We start from the raw sequence: 21,664 nt of genomic DNA on the forward strand, positions 1-21,664 counted from the left end.
TCCTTACTTTTTCGCTGCGGCCGGCTTGGCTGCGGCTGCGACCGGGGTTGCTACCGGGTTTTGAACATTGCGTACCAGGTCGCCGTCATTGAGGAAGCCTGCGCCGCTGACGACGATGGTGGTGTCGGCCGTGATGCCGCCTAAAATCTCGATGCGGTCGCTCAGGCGCCGTCCGGCCTGCACCTTGATCTGGCTGACCCGCTGGTCGGCATTCAGGCGGAAGACATAGCTGAAGCCATCGCGCACGGCGATCGCCTGCTGCGGCACCGTCAGCGCGCCCGAGTTACCCAGTTCGAATTCGCCGCTGGCGTACATGCCGGCCTTGAACGGCGCATTGTTGCCGGCGCTGGCCGGCAGGTCGACATACACGAGGGCGGAACGCGTCTGCGGATCGACGGTAGGGGCGATCATGCGCACCTTGCCCGTCAAAACGCTGCCGTTGGCCGCCTTCACCTGCGCCAGGGTGCCCGGTTTCAGGCTCATGAGCTCGGTTGCCGTCACTTCGGCGCGCCATTCGAGGCGGCCCTGGCGGATCATGCGGAACAGTTCCGTACCTGCACCCACGACGGACCCGACGGTGGCCGAGCGCGAGGAAATGATGCCGCTGTCGGGCGCCAGCACCTGCGTGTATTTCAGGCGCAGCTGCTGCGACGCCAGTTGCGCCTTGGCGGACGCGATGCGCGCGTTGGCCGTCTGTTCGGCCGTCAGGTACTGGCTGATCTGCTGCGCGCTGATGGCGCCCGTGCTTTGCAGCGAGCGGGCGCGCTGCGCGTTGGCGGCCGCTTCCGCCGCATTCGCTTCCGCTTCCAGCACTGCGGCCTTCGCCTGCGCCACGTCGGCGTTCACCGTGTCGTTCGAGAACACGGCCAGCACCTGGCCGGCGCGCACGACGTCGCCGACATTCACGCGCACCTCGGTGAGGCGCAAGCCGTTCGATTCGCTGCCGATGACGGCTTCCTGCCAGGCGGCCACGTTGCCGTTGGCGTTCAGCTTGATGGGCAGGCTGGCCGTTTGCGGCTTGGCCGTGGTGACGGTGAGCGCCGGCTTTTGCGCCGCGTTCTTATCCTTGGCGTCGTCGGCCGCCGTGGAGGAAGGGGAGTACAGGGCCACGCCGGCGCCCAGCACAACGCAAAGGGCGGCCAGGGCGAGAGCCATCGGTTTCAGGGGCATTTTTTTCATGTTGTCGTATCCGTCAGGGGGCATTGTTGGCGATGGCGCTGCTGCTGCTGCTGCTCCAGCCGCCGCCGGCGGCGCGGTACAGCGCCACCCAGGCGGCGCTGCGTTCGCGCTCGAGGTTGGCCACCGTGTTTTCGGCGGCCAGGCGCGTGCGGCGCGCGTCTTCCAGTTCGATCAGGCTGGCCAGGCCATTCTTGTAGCGGTCCTCGGTGGCGACAAACGACACGCGGTAGCCTTCCAGGGCCGTTTTCGCATGGACGCTGCGCGCGTCCGTGCTAGCCAGGTTGACCAATGCCTCTTCCACTTCGCGCACGGCCTGGCGCACGCCGGCGCGGTACTTCACCACGGCTTCGTCGTAGCGCGCCGTGGCCGCGTCGACCTGGGCGCGGCGGGTGCCGCCGTCGAAGATAGGCAGGCTGACGGCCAGCGGGCCGATGCTCCAGGTACTGGTCGTGATGCTGGTGCCGCCGGCGCGGATATTGCCCTTGCCGATGGAGCCGGCCAGACTCAGGCGAGGGTAGCGCTGCGCCTGCGCGCCGCGCACTTCGAAGCTGGCGGCCGCCACTTCGCGTTCGGCGCTGTAGATGTCGGGACGCTGGCCCAGGGTTTGCGCCGGCAGTTCCGCAATCGCCACGGGCGAGGGCAGGACCGCCGGGCTGGCCCCCAGCTTCTGGCGCAGCGAGTCTTCCGGCATGGCCGACAAGGCCACCAGCGCCTTGATATTCACGTCGCACGCGGCCCGTTGTTCGATGGCGCGGCTGGCGCCTTCGGCGGCGCTGGCGCGGGCCAGGGCGGCGTTGGCGGGCGGCTGGAAGCCGGCGCCGGCGCTCAGTTCCGTCAGGCGCGCCGAGTCGCGGCGCGAGACGGCGTCCTGCTCGGACACGGCCTGCAATTGCTGGCAGGTGCGCAAGGCGTAGTATTGGTTTGCCACTTCGGCTGCGACCGAGACGCGGGCCTCATGCCAGAGCGCGCGGGCGCTGTCGTAGCGCTCCTGCGCCGCATCGCGCGTGGCGCGGTTGGCGCCGAAGACGTCGATTTCCCACGAAGCCTGCAAGGCCGCCTGCGAGGTGGTGCCGCTAGGCTGCGCCGATTGCTGGCTGGTGCGCACCATGCTGCCTGTCGCGTCGAGCTTGGGCGCCAGCGCGGCGCCGCCGGCGATGCTGTCCGCGCGCGCCTGCGCGATGCGCGTGCCGGCGGCGGCGATGGTCGGGCTGACCTGCTGTGCGTCGGTGATCAATTCCACCAGCAGGCTGTCGCCCTGGCCCTGCCACCAGCTGGACAGGTCTGTCAGCTTGCCGTTATGCGGCAGCGGCGCCTGCCACTGCGCGGGCGTGCTGGCGGCCACCGTTGCGGGCGGCCCCTGCAGGGCGCAACCGCCCAGCGCCAGCGCGATGCTGGCGGCCAGGACGCGTTGAACGGTGCATCGAATAGTCGTCATGCTTGTCCTTCTGCTTGTTGTTGAGCGGTAGGGTGGGAGGGAGGAATGGCCAGGCGCCGGCGCTCCACGTCGGCCATGGCCAGCGCGTAGTCGGTCATGCGCGCCAGCCAGGTGTTGATCGCGTGCGGCGTTTCCATCAGTTGCGGGCGCAAGGTGTGCAGCACCTCGGCGCCGACCATGTGCTGCAGGGCCAGCGAGGCGATGGAAAAGGCCAGGCGGTGCATGTCGTCGCTGTTGTCGGGCGCGCCCAGGTGGCGTGCCAGCACGCGCGTGAGCGCCTCGTGTTCGGCACGGATGTTCTGGTCAACCTCGCGCGCCCACAGGCCCGTCGGTTCGAGCATCTCGCGGCACCACAGGCGCATGCAGTCGCGCGCGATTTCTCCCTGCTGCATGGGGGCGAGCAATTGCGCATAAAAGCCTTCCAGACTTTGGCGCAGGGTGAAATGGGGTTGCTCGTACAGGGCGATATTGTCTTGTGGATTCGATAGTTGATGGGAGAAGGCGGCGCGGTACAGGCCCGCCTTGTCGCCAAAATAGTAGCTGATGGCAGCCGCGTTGGTGCCGGCCGCCTGCGCCAGTTCGCGCGTGGACGTCTTGGCGTAGCCCTGCTCGGCAAACAGGCGGATGGCACTGTGCAGCAGCCGCTCGCGCGACTGTTCGCCATCGGAACGGGGCTTGCGCCCGTCGTCGGCGGGCACGGTATGGGAAATATTTTTTTCAATCATGTCGGAGATTTAATCATATATCTCAAACGATTGATATAACTAAATCGTTTGATTTAGTTAAGAAAGGATGAAGATGCGTGAAAAACGCAGGCAAAAAAAAGCCCGCGGTTGTATTCGCGGGCGGAATCCAATGTTCGGAGAACGAATTGGAGGAGACAGTTCTACTATAGCGCCGGAAATGGTGCAGTGCAATACCGTAGAACTACTGTATCGGTCTCTTCTGGATGGCAAAAAGTCAGCATTCCATGCTGCGGCGCACAGAAAGTCAGGCTTTGCTGCGCAGTGCCAGCGTAAACGTGCTGCCGGAACCGTAGTCGCTGTTGAAGAACAGCGCGCCGCCGATGGCGTTGGCCAGGTTCTGGCACAGGTACAGGCCCAGTCCCGCGCCTTCCACGTGGCGCGTGGAGGTGGAATCGAGCTGCGAGAAGGCCTGGAACAGCTTGGCCTGGTCTTCTTCCTTGATGCCGGCGCCGCTGTCGGCGATGCTCATTTCCGTCACCAGCACGCCGTCTTCGTCGCGCTGGGACAGGCTGATGCGCACCGTGCCCTGTTCCGTGAATTTGATGGCGTTGTTGAGCAGGTTGATGAGGATTTGCGTCAGTGCGCGGCGATCCGTGTCGATGATGGCGGGCGGCTGGCCCGCTTCTCCCAGTGCCATTTCCAGCGCCAGGCCTTTTTGCTGGGCCAGGGGGCGCAGAGTGTCGGCCACGTCTGCCATCAGCTCCTGGCAGTGCACGGGTTCGATCGACAGGGTCAGCTTGCCCGCTTCGATCTTGGCGACGTCGAGGATGTCGTTGATCAGCGAGAGCAGATGGCGCGCGCTGGCGCGGATGGTATTGAGTTGCTTGTCCTGGTCGGACGTCAGGGGACCGGGAAGTTTCATCAGCAGCGCGCCCGTGAAGCCAATGATGGCGTTCAATGGCGTGCGCAGTTCATGCGACATGTTGGCGATGAAGGCCGACTTCATGCGGCTCGCTTCGGCCAGTTCCAGGTTTTTCAGGGCGATTTCGCGGTTGATGGTTTCCAGTTCGGCCGCATGGTGCGCCAGGCGCATGTTCAGTTCGATCACCTGGCGTTCGCGCGCCTGCAGCTCGCCGTTGACCTGCACCGCCTGCTCATACGTGGAGATCAGCAGGTCGAGGATTTGCTGGCGTTCCGCATTGATGAAATGCTTCTGGTCGCCCAGGTACAGGGCGATGCCGATTTCCACGTTCTGGTTCTTGCGCAGCTTCTGGTTCATCAGCATGTGGCTGATGCGGTTGAGCAGATAGTCTTCCGCGTAGGGCTTGCGGATGAAATTGTCGGCGCCGCATTCGATGCCGCGGATGATGTCCTTCGGATCGTTGAGCGAGGTGACGAGGATCACGGGGATGTCGCGCAGGGTCGGATCGGACTTGATGGCGCGGCACAGGTCGTAACCATTCATTTCAGGCATGACGATATCGGACAGCACCAGGTGCGGCTTGCGCTCGCGGATGGCGGCCAGGGCCAGCTGCCCATTCGCCGCCACGCGCGCGTTATAGTGCAGGGACTGGATCAGGCGGCGCAAGCGCTCCGCCTGGGTCGGGCTGTCCTCGACGATCAGGATCTCGATTTCGTCAGGCTTGATTTGGTTGTTGGAGTCCACAGACCTCTCCTAGGATTTCAGTGTGGTGATGCTGGGCGCAGTGAGCGCGCAATATCGACATCGTATGACTATATCGGATTTAGGTCTGCAAAAGTAACTTCCAAGTAACTATTTTGGCCACAGGGAATGCTGTGGCCGCTTGTCAGTTTTCGCCCTGGAACTGGCCTGCGCGATAGGTCAGCACGAGCGTATCGCGGTGGCCATGTTCGCCGATGGGCTGGATCGGGGTCGATTCGTGGATCACGGCGGCATCGTCGAGCAGCAGCAGCGACCACGGTTCGGTCAGGGTAAAGCGCTTTCCGTTGGGGCCGTCTGCTTCGAAGATGCGCGTCTCGCCGCCCTTGACCTGGTCGCGCCCGATCAGCAGCACGGCGACGAAATCGACGCCGTCGCGGTGCGCGCCTTCCGGCGTGGGCCGGCCGATGCCATCGGTCGTATCGATGCGGAACTGGTGCGCCTCGATGAACCAGGGCTGGCTGCCCTTCACCTGCGAGCAGACGTCGCCCAGCGCGCGGATCAGCTGCTGCCAGGCCGCTTGCGCGACGATAGCCGCTTCGACCGGTTCGAACAGGCGGTGCATGCCGCCGTGCAGGGCGTTGTATTCCACCGGTTGCCAGTGCGGACGGTGCGCCGTCTGGGTCAGGCGCTCGCCATCCTGCACGAAGCACGAGTGGCGCCGGCGGCGATAGCGGCCGCCATCCTTCAGGTAATTGTCCAGCGCCAGGGTATTCCAGCTCGGCTCCAGCGCGCGCAGCGCGGCCAGCGGGCAGCCGGCCAGCGCGGCCACGTCCTGCGGGCGCAGCACGGCATAGCCGTCATCGCGCAAGGCATCCTTGACGTGGGACGGGTCGGTAAAGATCGGTGCGGAAGTGCTCATGGCGGTGCTGGCCGCAATGCGGCCTGTCTCAGTTTATCCAGCCTGGCATTCTACGACTTCGCGGCGTTTCCTGTGCAGTGCGACAGGAATTATTCTTGTTGAGTTAAAAATTCTTTACCAGGGTCAGGCGCAGCGAGCGCGATTCCACCGGATGGAAGTGGATGTCGTCGATGGGCTGCGCCTCGCCGGGCAGGCGCGAGGCATAGTAGTAATCGATGGCCGAGTCGCGCCGGTTGGCCAGGTTGTAGCCTTCCAGCTCCACGCGCAAGGTCTTGTCGATCTGGTAGGCGATGCGCCCGTTCAAGCCCACGCTGGCCGACGAGCGCACGCTGTTGTCTTCAATCAGGGGGCGCGGACCGAAGTAGCGCAGGCGCAAAGAACCCGACCACGGCCCTGGCGGCGTCACCGTCATGGCCAGCTGGGCTACGCCTTCGATGGCGCCGGGGATGAAGTCGCCCGCCGGGTCGCTGCCGCGCGAGCGTGCGCGCGCATACGCCAGGTCCAGGTCCAGCGACAGCCAGCTCGCCGCCTTGTAGTAGCTGGAAAACTCGATGCCGTAGCGGCGGCTGGGGCGGCCCGCCTCGGTGGCGCCCGCGTCGCCGATGAACAGCAGTTCGGAATCGAAGTCCAGGCGGTACAGCGACAGCGAGGTTTGCAGGCCTGCGATGGCGGCGCTGCGCAAGCCCAGTTCCAATCCCCGCGAGCGCGCCAGAGGCGTGACCTTGTCGGCCGCCTCGCCCGTCTTCGGGTCGACCGTGATCGTCGTGCCGCGCGCATCGTTGCTGTGAAAGCCATTGCCGATGTTGAAATACGCTTCCGTATCGCGCCACGGCCCGGCGATCACGCTCAGGCTGGGGCTGAACAAATGGTCGCTGGCCTTGCCTGAATTGGCGGCGCGGTCGCTGCGCACGTCGAAGCGGTGGGCGTCCGCGCGCAGGCCGGCCACGGTGCGCAGCCAGCGCGACCAGCGCGTGCTGTTTTCGCCATACACGCCGAGGCTCGATTCGACGATATGGTCTTGCCGCGTGGTTGACAGGATCTGCCGCTGCCGCGTGTTGTACAGGCCATTGTGGATATTGTCGTTCTGTAGCTGCAGGCCGATGGTGGTGTCGCTGCTGCCCCTGTCCGTGTGGCGGTGCCAGGTGTGGCTGGCGTTGATACCGGAGGTCACGCGCCGGTCCGGCTGGGCGAACTGGTCGCCGTTATCGGGGTCATCCATCGCGTACGTGAAATTCGAGAACAGGGCCAGGCGGTTGGCGATCACATATGCGCTGACCCTGGACGACATGTCGTCCGTTGTCTGGCGCCAGGCGCCCGAGAGGCTGTAGCGCTGCGCCTTGCCGCCGTCGCTGGCATCGATGGCGTCGAAGCGTCCCAGCGTGCCGTCCTGCACGGCGCGCAACGGAATCTGGTCGGTGGCGTTCCAGCTGGCGTCATACGCCATGGCCGTGACGTTGAAGCCGTTGTTGGCATAGCCTTCGCTGTAGCGCAGCACGCCATTGAGCTTGCGGTAGCGGTCCGGCTGCGTGAACGGGCCATCGTTGTGCTGCGCTTCGAGCGCGTACAGCAGGCTGCCGTCGCTCGCATCGAGCGAATCGGCCAGCAGGGCGCGGCGAAAGCCGTTCTGCCCGATGCCCACGCTGGCGATGCCTTGCGTCAGGCGGTTCGCGTAGACGACGGACGCCGCGCCGGCCGAGGAGAAATCGCCTTGCTCCGCTGAATACGGCCCCTTTTTGTAGTCGAGGCGCATGGCCAGTTCGGGGATCAGGAAGTTCAGGTCCGTCCAGCCTTGGCCGTGGCCATGACTGCGCTGGTTGACGGGCATCTCGTCGACGGTGGTGCGCAGATCCGTGCCGTGATCGAGATTGAAGCCGCGCAGGTAGAACTGGTTGGCCTTGCCCTCGCCGCTATGCTGGCTGACGATCAGCCCCGGCACGGCTTCGAGCAGTTCGCCTGGCCGGTAGCTGGTGCGCGCGTCAAGCTGCTGTTGCGTGACGCTGCCCGCGTTGGCCGAATCGGCCACGCCCAGCTGGTTCAGGCGCGAACCGTCGACCAGCACGCGCTGGAAGATGTCGTCGGCGTGGGCGGTCGCTGCGGAAAACAGGGCGGCGAGGAGGAGGGGAAGATGGCGTGGCGTCATGGGTGTAGTGGGACTTGGCGGATCGGCAGTTCCGTGTTCTGGCGGTCGAAGATCAACGTCTGGATGCTGCCGCTGTCCTGCACGTTGAGGGTATTGCGCTGGCTGGGCAGGAAGTCGATCAGCAACTGGTTATGGATGCGCGTGGCGGGGGCCAGGCGCGTGCGTTCGATTTCCTGGAAGATCACCACGTTGTCGGCATTGACCTTCATGCCGACCCAGTTCAGGCGCAGGCGCTTGCCATCAGGCCCCACGAGGTAAAACTGTTTTTCGACATAGCGGCGCAGGGCCGCTTCGCTGTCCTCCTGGCCCAGGTCGAACTGGCGCTGGTACAGGTTCGTCAGCAGCGCCTCGACGTCGTGGCCCGTGTAGGTATGCACCACTTCCGTGCTGCCGTTGGCCGCGTTATAGCTGATGTCGGCGATACCCATGTGGAAATTGTGGGCGCCGGCCGCCATGCTGGCGCAGGCCAGCGTGGCGGTGGCCAGCGCGCGCCAGCGCTTCATGCCTCGTCGCCCTTGGCCGAGCCGCCATTCTTGCCTTTCAATGGCGTATGAAAGTCGCGCATCAGGTTATCCTTGGGCGACTTCTCGCTCTTGAACAGTTCCAGGCGCGATGGCGTGATTTTTCGCGGCCAGCTATTGTTGCTGGTGTCGATGTCGGCCGTTTCCCAGTACGGGTCCTGCACCAGGCCCACCATCGGCTCGTCCGTGATGACGACCTTGGTGATTTTCTTCGGCGAGTAGCGCCACACTTCGGCCGGCACGCGCTCGACGTACTTCTTGCCGCTTTTCAGTTCGATTTCGAGTATCAGCGGCATGACCATGCCGCCCACGTTCGACAGGTCGACCAGGTACAGGTGCTTGCCCTGTTTCAGCAAGTCCTTTTCCCACGGTTCCAGAGCGGCCAGCGCCTCGGCATAGGAGTTGCGGTCCTTGTTGGTCACCGTGAAATCGTCGTGCTGGTTGTAGAAATCCTTCAGCTCCGGATGCGCGTCGACCCGGCGCGGCATGCCCTTGTTGGCGCGGCTCGTGACGGATTCCGGCTGGGCGTCCTTCTGCGCCTTCTTCCAGGCCTTTTCCGTTGCCGGATCCTTTGAACTAACGCCGTATTCGCTGATGCCGTCGATGCTGATGTCGACCGGGTCGGTGGTATAGAACCAGCCGCGCCAGAACCAGTCCAGGTCCGTGCCGGAAGCGTCTTCCATGGTGCGGAAAAAATCGGCGGGCGTGGGGCGCTTGAATTTCCAGCGCTGCGCATATTCCTTGAACGCGTAGTCGAACAGCTCGCGCCCGAGGATGGTCTCGCGCAGGATGTTCAGGCCCGCCGCCGGCTTGGCGTAGGCGTTGTTGCCGAACTGCAGCAGGGATTCGGAATTGGTCATGATCGGCACCTGGTCGCGGCTACGCATGTAGTCGACGATTTCGCGCGGTTCGCCGCGCGAGGCAGGGTAGTTTTCTTCCCACGCCTGCTGTGCCAGGTATTGCACGAAGGTGTTGAGGCCTTCGTCCATCCACGTCCACTGGCGCTCGTCCGAGTTGATGATCATCGGGTAGTAGTTGTGGCCCACTTCGTGGATGATCACGCCGATCAGGCCATATTTGGTGCGCTTCGAATACGTCAGCTCGCCCGTTTTTTTGTCTTTCACCGGGCGCGGGCCGTTGAACGAGATCATCGGATACTCCATGCCGCCCACGGGGCCGTTGACGGAGATGGCCGTCGGATACGGGTAGTCGATGCTGTACTTGTTGTACTGTTCAATCGTGTGCACGATGGCTTGCGTGCTGTATTTTTCCCACAGCGGATTGCCCTCTTTCGGATAGTAGGACATGGCCATCACATCGCTGCCGCCCTTCTTGTAGCCCTGCGCATCCCAGATGAACTTGCGGCTCGAGGCCCAGGCGAAGTCGCGCACGTTGGCCGCCTTGAAGTGCCACGTCTTTTGCGCGCGGCTGACGGATTTTTCGGCCGCTTCCGCCTCTTTTTGCGTGACGATGACGACGGGCTTGTCGCTGCCGCGGGCCTTTTCCAGGCGCTCGCGCTGCGCGGACGACAGCACGTCCTGCGGGTTTTGCAGCTGGCCCGTGGAGGCGACGATATGGTCGGCCGGAACCGTCAACTGCACGTCGTAGTCGCCGAATTCCAGGGTGAATTCGCCCGAGCCGAGGAACTGCTTGTGCTGCCAGCCAGCCGCGTCGTAATACGCCGCCATGCGGGGGAACCACTGCGCCACTTCGAACAGGGCGTTCTTGTCGTCGAAGACTTCATAGCCGGCGCGCCCGCCCAGCACCTTCTGTTCGTTGATGCGGTAATCCCAGTCGATCTGGAAGGCGAAATCCTGGCCCGGTTTCAATGGCTGCGGCAAGTCGATGCGCATCATGGTGCGGTTGATAACGTACGTCAAAGGCCGGCCATCGGCGCCTTTCAGGGCGCGGATATTGAAGCCGCCCTGGAAGTCGCCGCGCGCCAGGAGGCCGCGCAAGCCTTCGAATTTCATGGTGTCTTCGCCCGCCGTCCTGGCCCACGCCTGGCGCGACGGCGCCGTGGCCATGCGGCGCGCGTCGGAATCGGGCTTGTAGATATTCTGGTCCAGCTGCACCCACAGGTAGCCGAGGGTGTCGGGCGACTGGTTATGGTAGGTGATGGTGCCGCTGCCGGCGATCTCGCGTTTGGTTTCGTCCAGGGTGGCGCGCAGCGTGTAGTCGGCGCGCTGCTGCCAGTAGGCGTGGCCCGGCGCGCCTGAGGCGGTGCGGTAGGTATTCGGGGTAGGCAACACCTCTTCGAGCTGGCGGAACTTGTCGTCGAAGGGTTCGGCGGCGAAGGCCGACACGGTAAAGCAAAGAGCCAGCGAGGCTACGGAGCCGAAAGGTATGCGCATATTCACCCTGATGTTGTTGTAAGGAAATAGTGGCAACTATTCTATACGCAGGGTGAGGCCATCCATGTATCGATTTGTAATAAAGAAAGGCGGATTTTGCGCCAGCTTTTGCCTTGCGCCGTCAGGGCAATGCTTTACCTGATTTTGCTCGGAAAAGCGGCGTTTTTACTCACTTTTCATCAGGCTGTCGCGCAACTGGTTCAGCTGTTGTTTCATATCCACAACTTGCTCCACGCTACAGTGGCTGGCCGTCAGGATGGCTTCGGGCAGCAAGGCTGCTTCATGGCGCAGCTGGTCGCCTTGCTGCGTGAGGGAAATGATGACTTGCCGCTCGTCGCTGGCGGCGCGCGTGCGCGTCAACAGGCCCGACTGCTCCATGCGCTTGAGCAGGGGGGTCAGGGTGGCCGAGTCGAGGAACAGGCGCTCGCCCACTTCCGACACCGTCAGGCCGTCGCGTTCCCACAACACCATCATCACCAGGTATTGCGAATAGGTAAGGCCCAGCTTGCGCAGGAGCTTGCGGTACAGCTTGTTCATGGCAAGCGAGGTCGAGTACAGCGCAAAGCACAGCTGGCTGTCCAGGCGCGGCACCTGGTGCAAGGGGTTGGGGGAGGTGGTGGTATCCATGGGCACAGTATATATAGCGCGCTACTTAATGACAAGCATGGCTGGTATGCACGCGTGCACCGGACCGGCTGGCCCGGTGCATGGAGAGTGCCTGTGACGAACTACTGCGCGTAACGCGCGCGCAGCAGATGCAGCATGGCGACGTTCTGTTCCCAGGCATCGCTCACGGGCTGCTGCGTCCAGGGCAGGGTTTGCGTGTATGGCGCGGGGCCGAATTCCGGCGTGAACGTCATGCGCTCGGCGCCTGCGGCGCGGCGCAGGGCGACGATGGCGTCCCACCAGGCCAGGTGGGCGTCGAGCGCCGGTTTCGCTTCCGGCGCGCGGAAGTCGGCTACCTGCGGACCCTGCGCATGGCCCACGCGGGCATGCACGTGGCGCACCAGCGGCAGTACTTGCGCCAGCGTCTGCGGCTGGTCTTCCAGCAGGGATTCGCAGGCGCAGCACCAGTGCGACAGGTCGGCCGTCAATGGCAGCTCGGGATACTGCGCCAGGTAGGGCAGCAGCAGCATCGGGTGGCCGGAAAAGCGGCTGCGGTGGATTTCATGCACGATGGGCACGCCGTGTTTTTTCGAGATGGCGGCGGCCAGGTCGATCAGCTGCGCGTTCTGCGCCTGGCTGTAGTAATCCTTGCCCGTGTGGGTGTTGACCAGCACGGGGCGCGCCAGGCAGGCGTTTTCCAGCAGTTCCGCCAGGGCGGCGCGGTGCTGCTCGAAGTCGCTGTGGAACACGGTTTCCCACTGTGCGGCGATCAGCCGCAGTCCCGCCTTGGCGATGCGGTCCGTCCACTCCTCGCGCAGTGCCGCATCCAGCGGCAGCGACATTTCGATGCCGTCGAAGCCGGCCGCCGCTACCCTGTCGATGAAGACGTCGGGCGGCAGCTCGTTATTGCCCCAGTGGGCGGCAAAGACGTCGATGCGCATCAGACGAAGCCCCGCACGGGGAAGGACGCATCGCGCTGGATCCAGTTGTGGGCCGCGTATTCCGTCTGGCCGTCCGTGGCGTGCAAGGTGTAGGCGTGGCGCGAGACGGGCGAGCGGTTCGGCGCGCTGTAGTGGGGCAGCAAGCCGTGGAAGCAGACGAGGGCGCCGGCCTTCACTTCGAGTGGCACGGCCGTGCTGTCGTCGGGCCAGGGCATGTTATCGAGTTTTTCCACGCGCACCTGGTCGCCGTTGCGGATGAAGCGTTCGCGCAGGGGGCCGCGGTGGCCGCCCGGTTCCGCCCACAGGCAGCCATTGTCCAGGGTGGCGTCTTCCAGCGCGAACCAGAAGGTGGTCACGCTGACTGGCGTGGTTTCGAAATACGTGGCGTCCTGGTGCCAGCGCACTTCGCCGCCGATGCCGGGCTGCTTGAAAATGTACATCGATTGCCAAACCTGCGCGTCCGCCAGGCCCAGGTCGCGTGCCACTGCGGCCAGTTTTGGATCGGCAGAAAAGCTGCGGAAGACGGGATCCAGGTCGTGCATGGCGTGGCCGATCTTGTTGATCGACAGGGACTTGGCCTGCTTCAGCTGGCCGTCCGGACCAAACGCCTCTTCCTCGAAGAAGCAGCGGATGGTGTTGTCGGAAGCGAGGAAATAATCGTTGGTGTTCTTGGCCTGGTCGCGCGTGGTGAAGATCGACTGGCTGACGCTGGGATCGAATTCGTTGACAATCTGCTCGGCGCGCGCGCGCAGGGCGGCGATTTCGTCCGCACCCTTGAAATCGGGCAGGATGATGTAGCCGTCGCGTTGGTATTGTTCTTGTTGCAGGATTGTCAGCATGGCGGCGGCTCCGGAGGTCAATGGAAAGCGCCATTGTAGGATGGGCGAGGGCGGCAAACAATTGCCCAGCGGTTGACAGATTGTCGCCAAAACGATGACAATCTTTGACATGGATCAATTAAAAGCGATGGAAATCTTTGTCGAAGTGGCGCGTCAGCGCAGCTTCACGCTGGCCGGGCAGCGCCTGGGCCTGACGCGGGCCATGGTCAGCAAGACCATCATGCAGCTGGAAGAGCGCTTGCATGCGCGGCTGCTGCACCGCTCCACGCGCGAAGTGAGCTTGACGGATGCGGGCCGCGCCTATCTGGCGCCGTGCATGGCCACCGTCAGCCAGGCGCAGGAGGCGGCGCGCATGGTGGCGCACGTGGCGCAGGCGGGAGCGGGGGCGGAGCTGGCCGGGCCGCTGCGCATCCAGGCGCCATCGAGTTTCGGCAGCGCGTGGCTGGCCGATGCCGTCGCCCGTTTCAGTTTGCTGCACCCGCAGGTGCAGGCCGAGTTGTTTGTCGACGATGCGCTGCTCGATCCGATACGCCACGGTTTTGATTTGACCATCCGCGTGGGCGGCATCCCGGACAGCAGCGCGCTGGCCATGCGCCCGCTGGCGCCGTGCCGCGCCGTGCTGTGCGCCAGCCCAGCCTACCTGGCGCAATGGGGCGTGCCGCAGACGCCGCAAGAGCTGTTGCAACACCAGTGCCTGCATTTCAGCCACCTGACGGATGGCACGAACTGGCATTTCCAGCGTGGAGACGGCGACCAGCAAGAAGAGGTGAGCGTGCGCGTGCAGGCCGGCTTCACGGCGAATAACGGCCTGGTGCTGCACCAGGCGGCGCAGCGGGGACTCGGCATCGTCTACAGCACCACGTTTCTCGCCTGGCGCAATCTGCTCGATGGCAGTCTGCTGCCCGTGCTGTCTGGCTGGGAGCTGCCCCTGAATCACCTGAGCGCCCTGTATCCGGCCAGCCGCCAGCCGTCGCCCAAGGTGCGCGCGCTGATCGATTTCCTGGTGGCCGAATACCAGCCCGTGCCGCCGTGGGACCGCGAGCTGGCAGCGGCAGGTTTTTTCAGCTGAGGGTCAATTGAGGCTCAGTTGAACGCGAGGGGTTCCACCGTCCACGCGCCATCCGCGTACACTCTTTCGTCGTCGAGGTAGACGGCTTCGGTGACGGCGAAGATGTCGACGTGGTAGCGCGCATCCTTGCGCTTGAATTGCGGCTTGGCGTAGACGCCGTGCTTGGCGCCCAGCGACAGGTGGATGCCGCACATGCGCTCATACGTGCCGATGTCGTTGACCAGCTGTTCGCGCGAAAAGGCGCGGTTCATGCCGAAGCCCAGTTCGCGCACCCATACTTCGCCTTCATGCGCGCGGATGATCTCCAGCATGGCCAGGAATTCCGGCGTGGCGTGCTCCGTGCCCGTCACTCTGCCCTTTTCGATGATCAGGGTGATCGGCGTGTCGGGGCGGTTGACCATGAAGTGCGTATCGCCGAAAACAAAGATGCGCACCCGGCCGTTCACGGCTTCCAGGTCCTGCGCTTCCGTAAACACTTCGCCCAGCGGGAACTGGCCGCCGATATTGTTCATGCCGCTGTAGTCGCCGATATTCAGCTTGGCCGATTCGAACGGCGAAGCAAAGACCAGCTGCTCGCCGCCGCTGTCGACCATGCCGTGGCGGGCGCCGTCGATGCGCGCTTTCAGTGCATGGCCCACGCCCCGGTAATAATCGGGATCGTACGCCAGCGAAGCGATGTAATGCAGCCCCTGCACGCCGGGCATGCGCGACAGGTGCACGTGCTCGATGACCTTCAGGCCCCGCTTGAACAGCTCGATGCGGATGCGGAACGCTTCCAGGCGGAAGCTGGTCGACTGGATCAGCACGACGAGGCTGCCGGCGGGCAACTCGGCAAAGGCAGCCAGCACGGCATCGGGCGTGACTTCGTCGAAATCGATGAAGGTCGCGTCGGGCAAGGCCTGGCGATACGCTTCCGTCAACACGAAATTGAGCCAGCTGCGCTTGTCGCAGACGATCAGGGATGGTTCGTCCGGGCGGTGGCAGATGGCCATGGCCAGCAGGTCGGCCACGTTTTGCGCGGCCACTTCGGTGGCGGCGGCGCTGATGGCGTCGAGCCGGCTGGTGTCATTCTCGGGAAGCGTCATGGTGCAGAGGTGGGGGACGTGAAGTAATCACAGCATTATAAGGCGATTGCCGCTGGGCACACCATTCCCCATCCGGCGGAGGACAAGCGGCTGCCGCGTCCCTGATTATCTTGTGTAGTGCTTTACGGCAATGTATTATTTGACAAACAGCCTGGAATCGGCCCGGCGCAGCGGCAAACGCGCGCATGCGCATGGCATGCTTTCAGTGATGCAGGGACAACAAGCCAGCAGGCGATGACTAAGAGTGTGATGTGATGAGCATAATCGGACAAGATATTCCCATGGAACGGCCGGATACGGATGGGCGCGCCGCCGTCTTCGTTCCCGTCACGGGCGTGAAGGAAGATGTCCTGTTGACCATACGCAAGGGGGCGGCCATCGTCGGCTTTGCCAACCACGACCGCACCATCACCGTGTATTTTGAAAGCAACCGTTTTGACGATCCCGTGCTGGCCAAGTGGGAGCACAAGGCGCGCAAGGCCTACGACCGCCTGGTCGACAATGCGCCCACCGTATCGAAACTGACCACCAGCCCCGCCAATTTCGAGCAGATCGGCTATATCAATGGCAAGGGCATCACCATCCGCCGCATGGAAAGCCTGCAGCGCTGGCTCGCGTATTCGGATGCGATGGAGTCTTGCCCGGCAACGGATATCATTCCGCGCACGCTGATCGCGAAACCTGAAAGCGTTAAAGTTTAAGAGCGGCTGATACAACACCCTCGGTGTTGTTGCCTGCCCTGCATTTACCTCACTGTACTGAAGTACTGTCTTCGGGGCGGCGCCTACCCTGAGCATTTTCTCAGCCGCTCCTGATGCGCATACGGGAGCCAACGATGTTGTCGGATTAGCGCGGCTTTGCCCCGCTGATCCGACCTGCGCGACCTACGCCTGACCTCGCTCACGCCCCCCTCACACCACGACGATATTCGCCTGCGCCTTGAGCGGACAGGGCAGGGTGTCGTCGAAGGTGATTTCGATGGCGCTGGCGATGAACATGCCGCCGATGTGCTGGGCCGCGATTTCCGGCGGCGTGCCGGGCTTGGTCAGGTTGACGTCCTGGGCGAAGACGAAGACGCGCCAGGTGCCGTAGACCTTCTGGTCGTATTGCAGCAGGGTGCGGTAAGCCCGCTTCAAGTCCAGGCTGCCTGCGTAGACACCATCGTTGGCGCCCGGGTCGAAGCCCAGGCCGTCGTCAGTCAGCGATTCCACGAAATACAGGCCCTGGGGGGCCTGGAACAGCACGAAGGCATACAGCTCCGTGCCGCGGAAGACATTGCCATTGTCGCGCTTGAAGCTGGCGCGTATCCACAACGGTTCGTAAGCTTGCACGACGGCGGGCGTATCCGTTTCCACGGGCCCCGCCACATGGATGTTGACTTGCGTTTCGGTGACGGCATGCTGGTAGGTGGCGCCTGTCGTGAAGCGTTGGTACTCCCAGCTGATGTCGGCCGTGTAGGGCAAGCCCGCGTTCGGCGCTTCGGGCAACACCCATTTCGCCACCACGCGCTCGGCCAGGGTCAGTTCGCCGGCGGCCGGTGGTGTTGCTTCCTGGCCACGCCAGAACGGATCCGCGATATCGGAGCAGGCGACGGCGATGGCGCCCGAGGCGATGGCCGAGGCGACGCCCGCTACCGTGAATTCGGGCTGGCCCGAGCCGGCCCCTTCCAGTGAGCAGCAGTCGACGCTGGGATCGGTTTCCTCGAAGGTGCCGCCCACGCTGAAGCTGGCCTTGCCGGAACCGAGCGCGGCTGAAATGATGGCCACCAGCGCGGCGATGATGGCGATGATGATGGCGAGTATCTTCCACCACGGGTCGGCAAACGGCAGCTCGCCATGCGTGCCCGCGTAGGCGGGGTTCGGCGTCCAGACGAGGGTCATGCCGGTCGGCACGATCGGCCCCAGGCCGGGCGGACAGCGGCACGCATTTTCCCCACCTTTGCCATCCGTACCCGTGCTGCCCCAGCGCTTGCCAGGCAAATGGCCTTGCGGCTTGGACAGTTCCAGGGTGCCTTCCTCGACCGTGCACGTGTAGGTATTGGTGGCGCTGTCGAAGCGCGTTTGCGAGACGAAGATTTGCTGGATCGAGCGGCGCGGCGCGTAGCCGTCCGCCTTGGCGACGAAGCTGACGAGGCGCTTGCCGGGCGCCGCATGCTGGAAGTCGGCATCCCACATGACGAGCATGGCCGCGCCGGCGGGAATGCTGGCAAAGAAGAAAGTGCGCGCCACGGGCACGATGCCGGGGTCGCCCACGCTTTCCAGGTACACCGTGACATTGTTCAGGGCGCTGCCGGACATATTGGTGACGTGGGCGGCGATGCGCAAGCCATAGATGGCATTGTCGAAGATGCCATCGGGCAGCATGATATTGGTGACGGGCTCGATCGCGAACGGCCGCGTCAGTACCTGCAGGGGGGTATCGCTCATGATGCTTGCTCCTCGGGGCTTTGCTGCTCTTGAGCTTGCTCTTTCTCCAGATCGGTGACGATATACGTGATGCCGCCCATGACCTCGCCTTCTTGGCTTTCCAGCACGCGCAGCAGCGCATACTGGCGTGGCGGCAAGGCTTCGGCGCGCACGCTCAGGTACACGGCCTGCGCCTGGCCGCGCGGCACCTCCAGCGCCAGTTTTTGCTCGCCAGGCGCATCGCCATTGCAGTGGGGCGTGCGTGCCAGGCCTGCGACCAGGCGCGCTTCCCTGGCCGGCTGCCATCGCTCAAGCCCCAGGGTGGCCAGCAGGCGCTCCGGCAGCTCGCCGCCCTGTTCGATCTGCAATTCCACTTTTTTCGTTGCGCGGGGCAGGGCCGCCACCGCGATGCTCAGCAATTGCGCGCGCCTGGCTGCCAGCACCACGGTGACATTGCGCTGGGCGATCTGCTCGTGCTGCTTGGGCTGGAAAGGAAAACCGTTGGGCAGGGGATCGGGCAGCGGATTGATGTCGCCCGGGCCGTGGGCGACGGCCAGCAGGCATTCGTGGCCGCCATTGACGATGACGGGGACCCAGGGTACCAGGCACAGCACTTCCTGCGTGGCGCCGGGCGGCAGGTCGGCAAAGGCGGAGCCGATCTGCGTGGCGGCGCCGACGGCGATCTGGCCGGAAGGGTCGGCCCAGTAAAAGTCCACGCGCACGCCGTTCGAGGCGCTGTTGCCCGTGTTGTGCACGCGGCCCCACAGGTAATTGCTGGTGCCGGCGATGGGCGCGCCGGGCGGGCCATTCGGATCATTGCCCGGCACGACCCAGATATCGGCGCTGTCCCACCACGAGGGCTGGCCGTCTTCGATGATCAGGTGGGCTGGCATGGCGTTCTCCTTGTCCTTGGCCGGTGCTTCCAGCTTAGACTGCGGCGGCGATTCAGCGATTGATCAGCCTCAAACCTACTGAAATACGGCAGCATGTGTTTATGTGGAACGTAGTGTGCGATTTTTCATAAACAGGCAGAGCTGGCCCGAAGTTCTAAATTTGTTGTGCTGGAAATAAATGGTATTGCTGGCAAAGGATGAGCTATTATTTGAAAGATAATTTGAAGTGTTTGATTGTAATTTTATTGATGTCGATTTCATCGTTATGGCAGGATGGATTTTCCCCGTGACGTATGGGTGACGTATGAAGAGGTATTTTGTGAAAAAGGAAATTGAATACCAATGTCAGGAATCGACTTGTCAGGCGACATTTCATTGGACTGTGAGCTTTTGTCCTTTTTGTGGAACGAAGCAAACGGTTGTCAAGGTGAAGTTAATGTCATCGCAATTCGAGGTGAAAAACGTTGACGGGAATACGCCGTTTCCCATGAGTGATCAGACCAGGATTGTTGCTTCCAGTGAGCGGGATGATCACGGAATGAGGGGGCGAGCATTGCCAGATACTGTTTTATTGGACGATGGTCAGAAAAAATACAGTATTCATATTGTCGACAATATTTCAAATTCGTACTGCGATAGCATCTCGTTTAGTGCTTTGTTGCGATATGGGAAAAGTACCTTGGGTCTGGATACAAGGCGGGTGGAGTCGATTTTATCGGTGGCTTTGCAACGTTTAAATGTCGTCAACGAAAAAGCGTTGTTGGATGAACTTGATGGACTGTTGCACGTTTTTACAGACACTGAAAAAAAATTAGATAACAAAAGTCGTGTCGACGCATTGCAAAGTGTCTGTAAGCCGCGTCCTGGCGCGATGAAGGGTGTCGATCCAGAGATCGCGGAGCGGTACATCAACGATTTTTGTCGCAAGCATAGCGTGATGCAGAGGTCAGGTATCTGGGGCTGGAAAATTTTGTAGTGTAGTGGGTTGCATAGAGTTGATTTGGTTTGATCGTTCAAATTACAATTTTTAAAAACAGAGGAAAACATGAATCAATCCGATCTGGACTGGTTGAAGAACCGTGTAGCTGCGGCTGTGGATGATGATTTTTATCTGGATCGGGGTGAAGAGAGGCGCATTAAAGAAGAGTCCGCCGCACGCGGTATCGTGAGCAGAGAAATAGAGTTGGTGATCCGTGAACAGTTAGATGAATACTCCGCAGTGTCCGAGCGTGCGCTCGTAGAGGAGCTGGATAGGTTGCTACATCAGTTCACTGACAACGACAAGAAACTGGATCAGAAAGAAGAGCGTCTGGCACTGAGTAAAGTAGTTAACGTGGCGTCTGGCAAACGTGTTGGACTAGATCCACGTGTGGCAGAAGAATATGTGACTAATTTTTGTAAGGCAAACGGGGCATCGCGTTCGACGGATACAAAAAAATGGTTGGGTTCCCAGATGGGACTGGCGGTTGTCGCTGTTGCCGTTGTTGGCGCTGCGATCTTCTTTGCGACTCGGGCGTCGAAGGACGCAACTTCAGGCGCAGTGTCACAAGTCAATGAGAGCCGGTCTGTGGATAAGAAGGCGATTAAGCTCAATGAAAATGATCGTTCGGAAATCGATGATCAGTTGCGTCGTGCCTCCCTTTATATTGAGAAAGCTCAATACACTGATCCGCCGGAAAGTTCGGCCAAGGCTTCTCTCGATCAAATTCGCCAGATCGACCCCGAGGGACAATATCGTGGTGAAGAGGTCAAAGGGCTTGCCAGCAAGATAGTTGATCATTACATCAAACTGGCTGAAAAAAGTGCCGCATCAAATGATCTTGGCGCGGCTGCCAAGTGGTTGGCGCGTGCGAAGCTGCTGAACCGTGATCGTGAGGTAATATTAGAAAAGGAACGAGCACTAGGGCTGGTGAAGGCGGAGCGTTAAGTCTGCGCTATCTCCGCCAGTAGAGATAAGCAGAGCTCGCAATGGCCAGGGCATTCGATTTGATCGTATGCCTTGCGTTGTTGCATCAGCAGAAGGTTGGAATGTGTCTGAAACAGTGAATGACGTTTGCATCAACGCCGCTTGCGGCCGGACCTTGCCGCTGCGCGTGGCGCATTGCCCGTTTTGCGGCGCGCGCCAGATGGCGCAAGCGCCTGTTCTGGAGAAAGCCGTAGCGCCGCCGCCCGTGCCGCGCATGCCGCCGCCGGTGCCCGCGGCTCCGCCCATTCCTTCGCCTGCGCCCGCCCCCGTGCCGCAGCCCGCACCCGTTCCCCAGGCAATTCCGCCAGCGCCTGCCGCGCCGGCGGTTGCGCCAGCCAAGGCGCCGCCCGCCAAGCCTGCCACCAGGGGCTCGGTGCCGCCGCCGCGCCCGCCCGTGCGCTTGCGCACGTGGATCGCGGCGGCAGTGGTGCTGACCGGTATCTGGTTTTTCAACAAGCCCGCCGACAAGCCTGCCAGCGTGGCGGAACAGGTCGAGGCCGCCACTGCGCTGGCGGCGCAGTGCGACCTAGACGGGGCGCGCAGCGCGCTGGCCGTGCTGAAAAGCGCCAAGGCGCCCGCCGCGCAGATCAAGCGCTTGCAGGCAAGCATCACCAAGTCCGCCGCTACCTGCGACAGGCAACAGCAGCGGGCGCAGGCGTGGCTGGCGCTGCAAGGCAGCGTCAACCAGGCCCTCGACGCGGGCAAGCCGGAGCTGGCCGCCACGCGCATGGCCGTGCACGTCAAGCGCTGGGGCGACGATCCCGACACGCTGGAACTCGACGCCAAGGTGAAAGTGGCGCTGGCCAGCGCCCAGCTCGACCTGGCCGACGCCTGCCTGGCGCGTTCGGACCGGGTGTGCCTGGAAAGCAGCCTGATTGCCGCCGAGCGCTACAAGCGGCCGGAACTGGCGGCGCGCACGCAGGCGCTGCGCACGGCGCTGTCGCAATTGCTCGAACGTTCGCTGCTCGATGCGTCCCCCGGCCAGTAGCGCCAACATGTAAA

The 21,664-nt window shown here is 62.8% G+C and carries 19 protein-coding genes; 5 read left to right on the forward strand and 14 right to left on the reverse strand.

The annotated features are described in order from the left end of the window. Positions 1–3: 3 nt before the first annotated feature. The 11 genes from IGS58_RS03745 to IGS58_RS03795 all read right to left on the reverse strand — a co-directional run bounded on the left by IGS58_RS03745 (position 4) and on the right by IGS58_RS03795 (position 13,244). Entirely contained in the window at positions 4–1,179 is a 1,176-nt protein-coding gene (locus tag IGS58_RS03745; RefSeq protein ID WP_230520688.1) for an efflux RND transporter periplasmic adaptor subunit, read from the reverse strand. Between the two features lie 13 nt (positions 1,180–1,192). After that, complete coding sequence (locus IGS58_RS03750; RefSeq protein ID WP_230520689.1) at positions 1,193–2,614, reverse strand: efflux transporter outer membrane subunit; 1,422 nt, start codon at positions 2,612–2,614, stop codon at positions 1,193–1,195. Continuing rightward, positions 2,611–3,339 (reverse strand): CerR family C-terminal domain-containing protein, encoded by a 729-nt coding sequence (locus tag IGS58_RS03755; RefSeq protein ID WP_230520690.1) that lies wholly within the window; start codon positions 3,337–3,339, stop codon positions 2,611–2,613. The genes IGS58_RS03750 and IGS58_RS03755 overlap by 4 nt, the downstream gene beginning before the upstream one ends. A 265-nt stretch (positions 3,340–3,604) precedes the next feature. Continuing rightward, the gene (locus tag IGS58_RS03760) at positions 3,605–4,966 is read right to left on the reverse strand and encodes a hybrid sensor histidine kinase/response regulator (RefSeq protein ID WP_034786510.1); all 1,362 of its coding nucleotides are present in this window, start codon (positions 4,964–4,966) and stop codon (positions 3,605–3,607) included. A 142-nt stretch (positions 4,967–5,108) separates the two neighbouring features. Then, on the reverse strand, positions 5,109–5,843 hold the full coding sequence (locus IGS58_RS03765; protein ID WP_070254500.1) for a 2OG-Fe dioxygenase family protein: 735 nt from the start codon (positions 5,841–5,843) through the stop codon (positions 5,109–5,111). 103 nt (positions 5,844–5,946) lie between these two features. Beyond that, a complete protein-coding gene (locus tag IGS58_RS03770; RefSeq protein WP_070254501.1) occupies positions 5,947–7,983 on the reverse strand; it encodes a TonB-dependent receptor in 2,037 nt (678 codons plus the stop codon). Beyond that, entirely contained in the window at positions 7,980–8,486 is a 507-nt protein-coding gene (locus IGS58_RS03775; protein ID WP_070254502.1) for a DUF6702 family protein, read from the reverse strand. Before IGS58_RS03775 ends, IGS58_RS03770 begins: the two co-directional genes overlap by 4 nt. Next, positions 8,483–10,858, reverse strand: coding sequence for a M1 family metallopeptidase (locus tag IGS58_RS03780; RefSeq protein WP_070254503.1), 2,376 nt, complete (start codon positions 10,856–10,858; stop codon positions 8,483–8,485). The genes IGS58_RS03775 and IGS58_RS03780 overlap by 4 nt, the downstream gene beginning before the upstream one ends. Positions 10,859–11,023: 165 nt before the next feature. Then, positions 11,024–11,485 carry a MarR family winged helix-turn-helix transcriptional regulator gene (locus tag IGS58_RS03785; RefSeq protein ID WP_034786515.1) on the reverse strand — a complete coding sequence of 154 codons (462 nt, stop codon included), beginning with the start codon at positions 11,483–11,485 and terminating at the stop codon, positions 11,024–11,026. Between the two features lie 101 nt (positions 11,486–11,586). Continuing rightward, on the reverse strand, positions 11,587–12,405 hold the full coding sequence (locus tag IGS58_RS03790) for a sugar phosphate isomerase/epimerase family protein (RefSeq protein ID WP_230520691.1): 819 nt from the start codon (positions 12,403–12,405) through the stop codon (positions 11,587–11,589). After that, a complete protein-coding gene (locus IGS58_RS03795; RefSeq protein WP_230520692.1) occupies positions 12,405–13,244 on the reverse strand; it encodes a phytanoyl-CoA dioxygenase family protein in 840 nt (279 codons plus the stop codon). Before IGS58_RS03795 ends, IGS58_RS03790 begins: the two co-directional genes overlap by 1 nt. Positions 13,245–13,353: 109 nt before the next feature. Here IGS58_RS03795 and IGS58_RS03800 point away from each other — a divergent pair, with 109 nt between their 5' ends. Next, positions 13,354–14,313, forward strand: coding sequence for a LysR family transcriptional regulator (locus IGS58_RS03800; RefSeq protein ID WP_230520693.1), 960 nt, complete (start codon positions 13,354–13,356; stop codon positions 14,311–14,313). Between the two features lie 14 nt (positions 14,314–14,327). Here IGS58_RS03800 and IGS58_RS03805 read toward each other — a convergent pair whose 3' ends face one another. Then, on the reverse strand, positions 14,328–15,398 hold the full coding sequence (locus tag IGS58_RS03805; RefSeq protein WP_230520694.1) for a hypothetical protein: 1,071 nt from the start codon (positions 15,396–15,398) through the stop codon (positions 14,328–14,330). A gap of 281 nt (positions 15,399–15,679) precedes the next feature. On the opposite strand from IGS58_RS03805, the gene IGS58_RS03810 reads away from it, so the two are divergent. Beyond that, positions 15,680–16,099, forward strand: a complete 420-nt coding sequence (locus IGS58_RS03810) for a hypothetical protein (RefSeq protein ID WP_081345510.1) — start codon at positions 15,680–15,682, stop codon at positions 16,097–16,099. Positions 16,100–16,309: 210 nt separating this feature from the next. Here the strand turns inward: IGS58_RS03810 and IGS58_RS03815 are convergent, their stop codons facing one another. Together IGS58_RS03815 and IGS58_RS03820 are read right to left on the reverse strand one after the other, a co-directional pair. Beyond that, positions 16,310–17,824: a hypothetical protein gene (locus tag IGS58_RS03815; RefSeq protein WP_230520695.1), complete on the reverse strand. Its 1,515-nt coding sequence runs from the start codon at positions 17,822–17,824 to the stop codon at positions 16,310–16,312. Further along, positions 17,821–18,696 (reverse strand): hypothetical protein, encoded by an 876-nt coding sequence (locus tag IGS58_RS03820; RefSeq protein ID WP_139144100.1) that lies wholly within the window; start codon positions 18,694–18,696, stop codon positions 17,821–17,823. The genes IGS58_RS03815 and IGS58_RS03820 overlap by 4 nt, the downstream gene beginning before the upstream one ends. Positions 18,697–19,132: 436 nt before the next feature. On the opposite strand from IGS58_RS03820, the gene IGS58_RS03825 reads away from it, so the two are divergent. The 3 genes from IGS58_RS03825 to IGS58_RS03835 all read left to right on the forward strand — a co-directional run bounded on the left by IGS58_RS03825 (position 19,133) and on the right by IGS58_RS03835 (position 21,650). Continuing rightward, complete coding sequence (locus tag IGS58_RS03825; RefSeq protein WP_230520696.1) at positions 19,133–19,672, forward strand: hypothetical protein; 540 nt, start codon at positions 19,133–19,135, stop codon at positions 19,670–19,672. Positions 19,673–19,741: 69 nt separating this feature from the next. Beyond that, entirely contained in the window at positions 19,742–20,623 is an 882-nt protein-coding gene (locus IGS58_RS03830; protein ID WP_230520697.1) for a hypothetical protein, read from the forward strand. Between the two features lie 103 nt (positions 20,624–20,726). Next, the gene (locus IGS58_RS03835; RefSeq protein WP_230520698.1) at positions 20,727–21,650 is read left to right on the forward strand and encodes a hypothetical protein; all 924 of its coding nucleotides are present in this window, start codon (positions 20,727–20,729) and stop codon (positions 21,648–21,650) included. Positions 21,651–21,664 lie beyond the last annotated feature (14 nt).

The sequence above is a fragment of the Janthinobacterium sp. EB271-G4-7A genome (assembly GCF_020858075.1).
GTDB lineage: Bacteria > Pseudomonadota > Gammaproteobacteria > Burkholderiales > Burkholderiaceae_D > Janthinobacterium > Janthinobacterium lividum.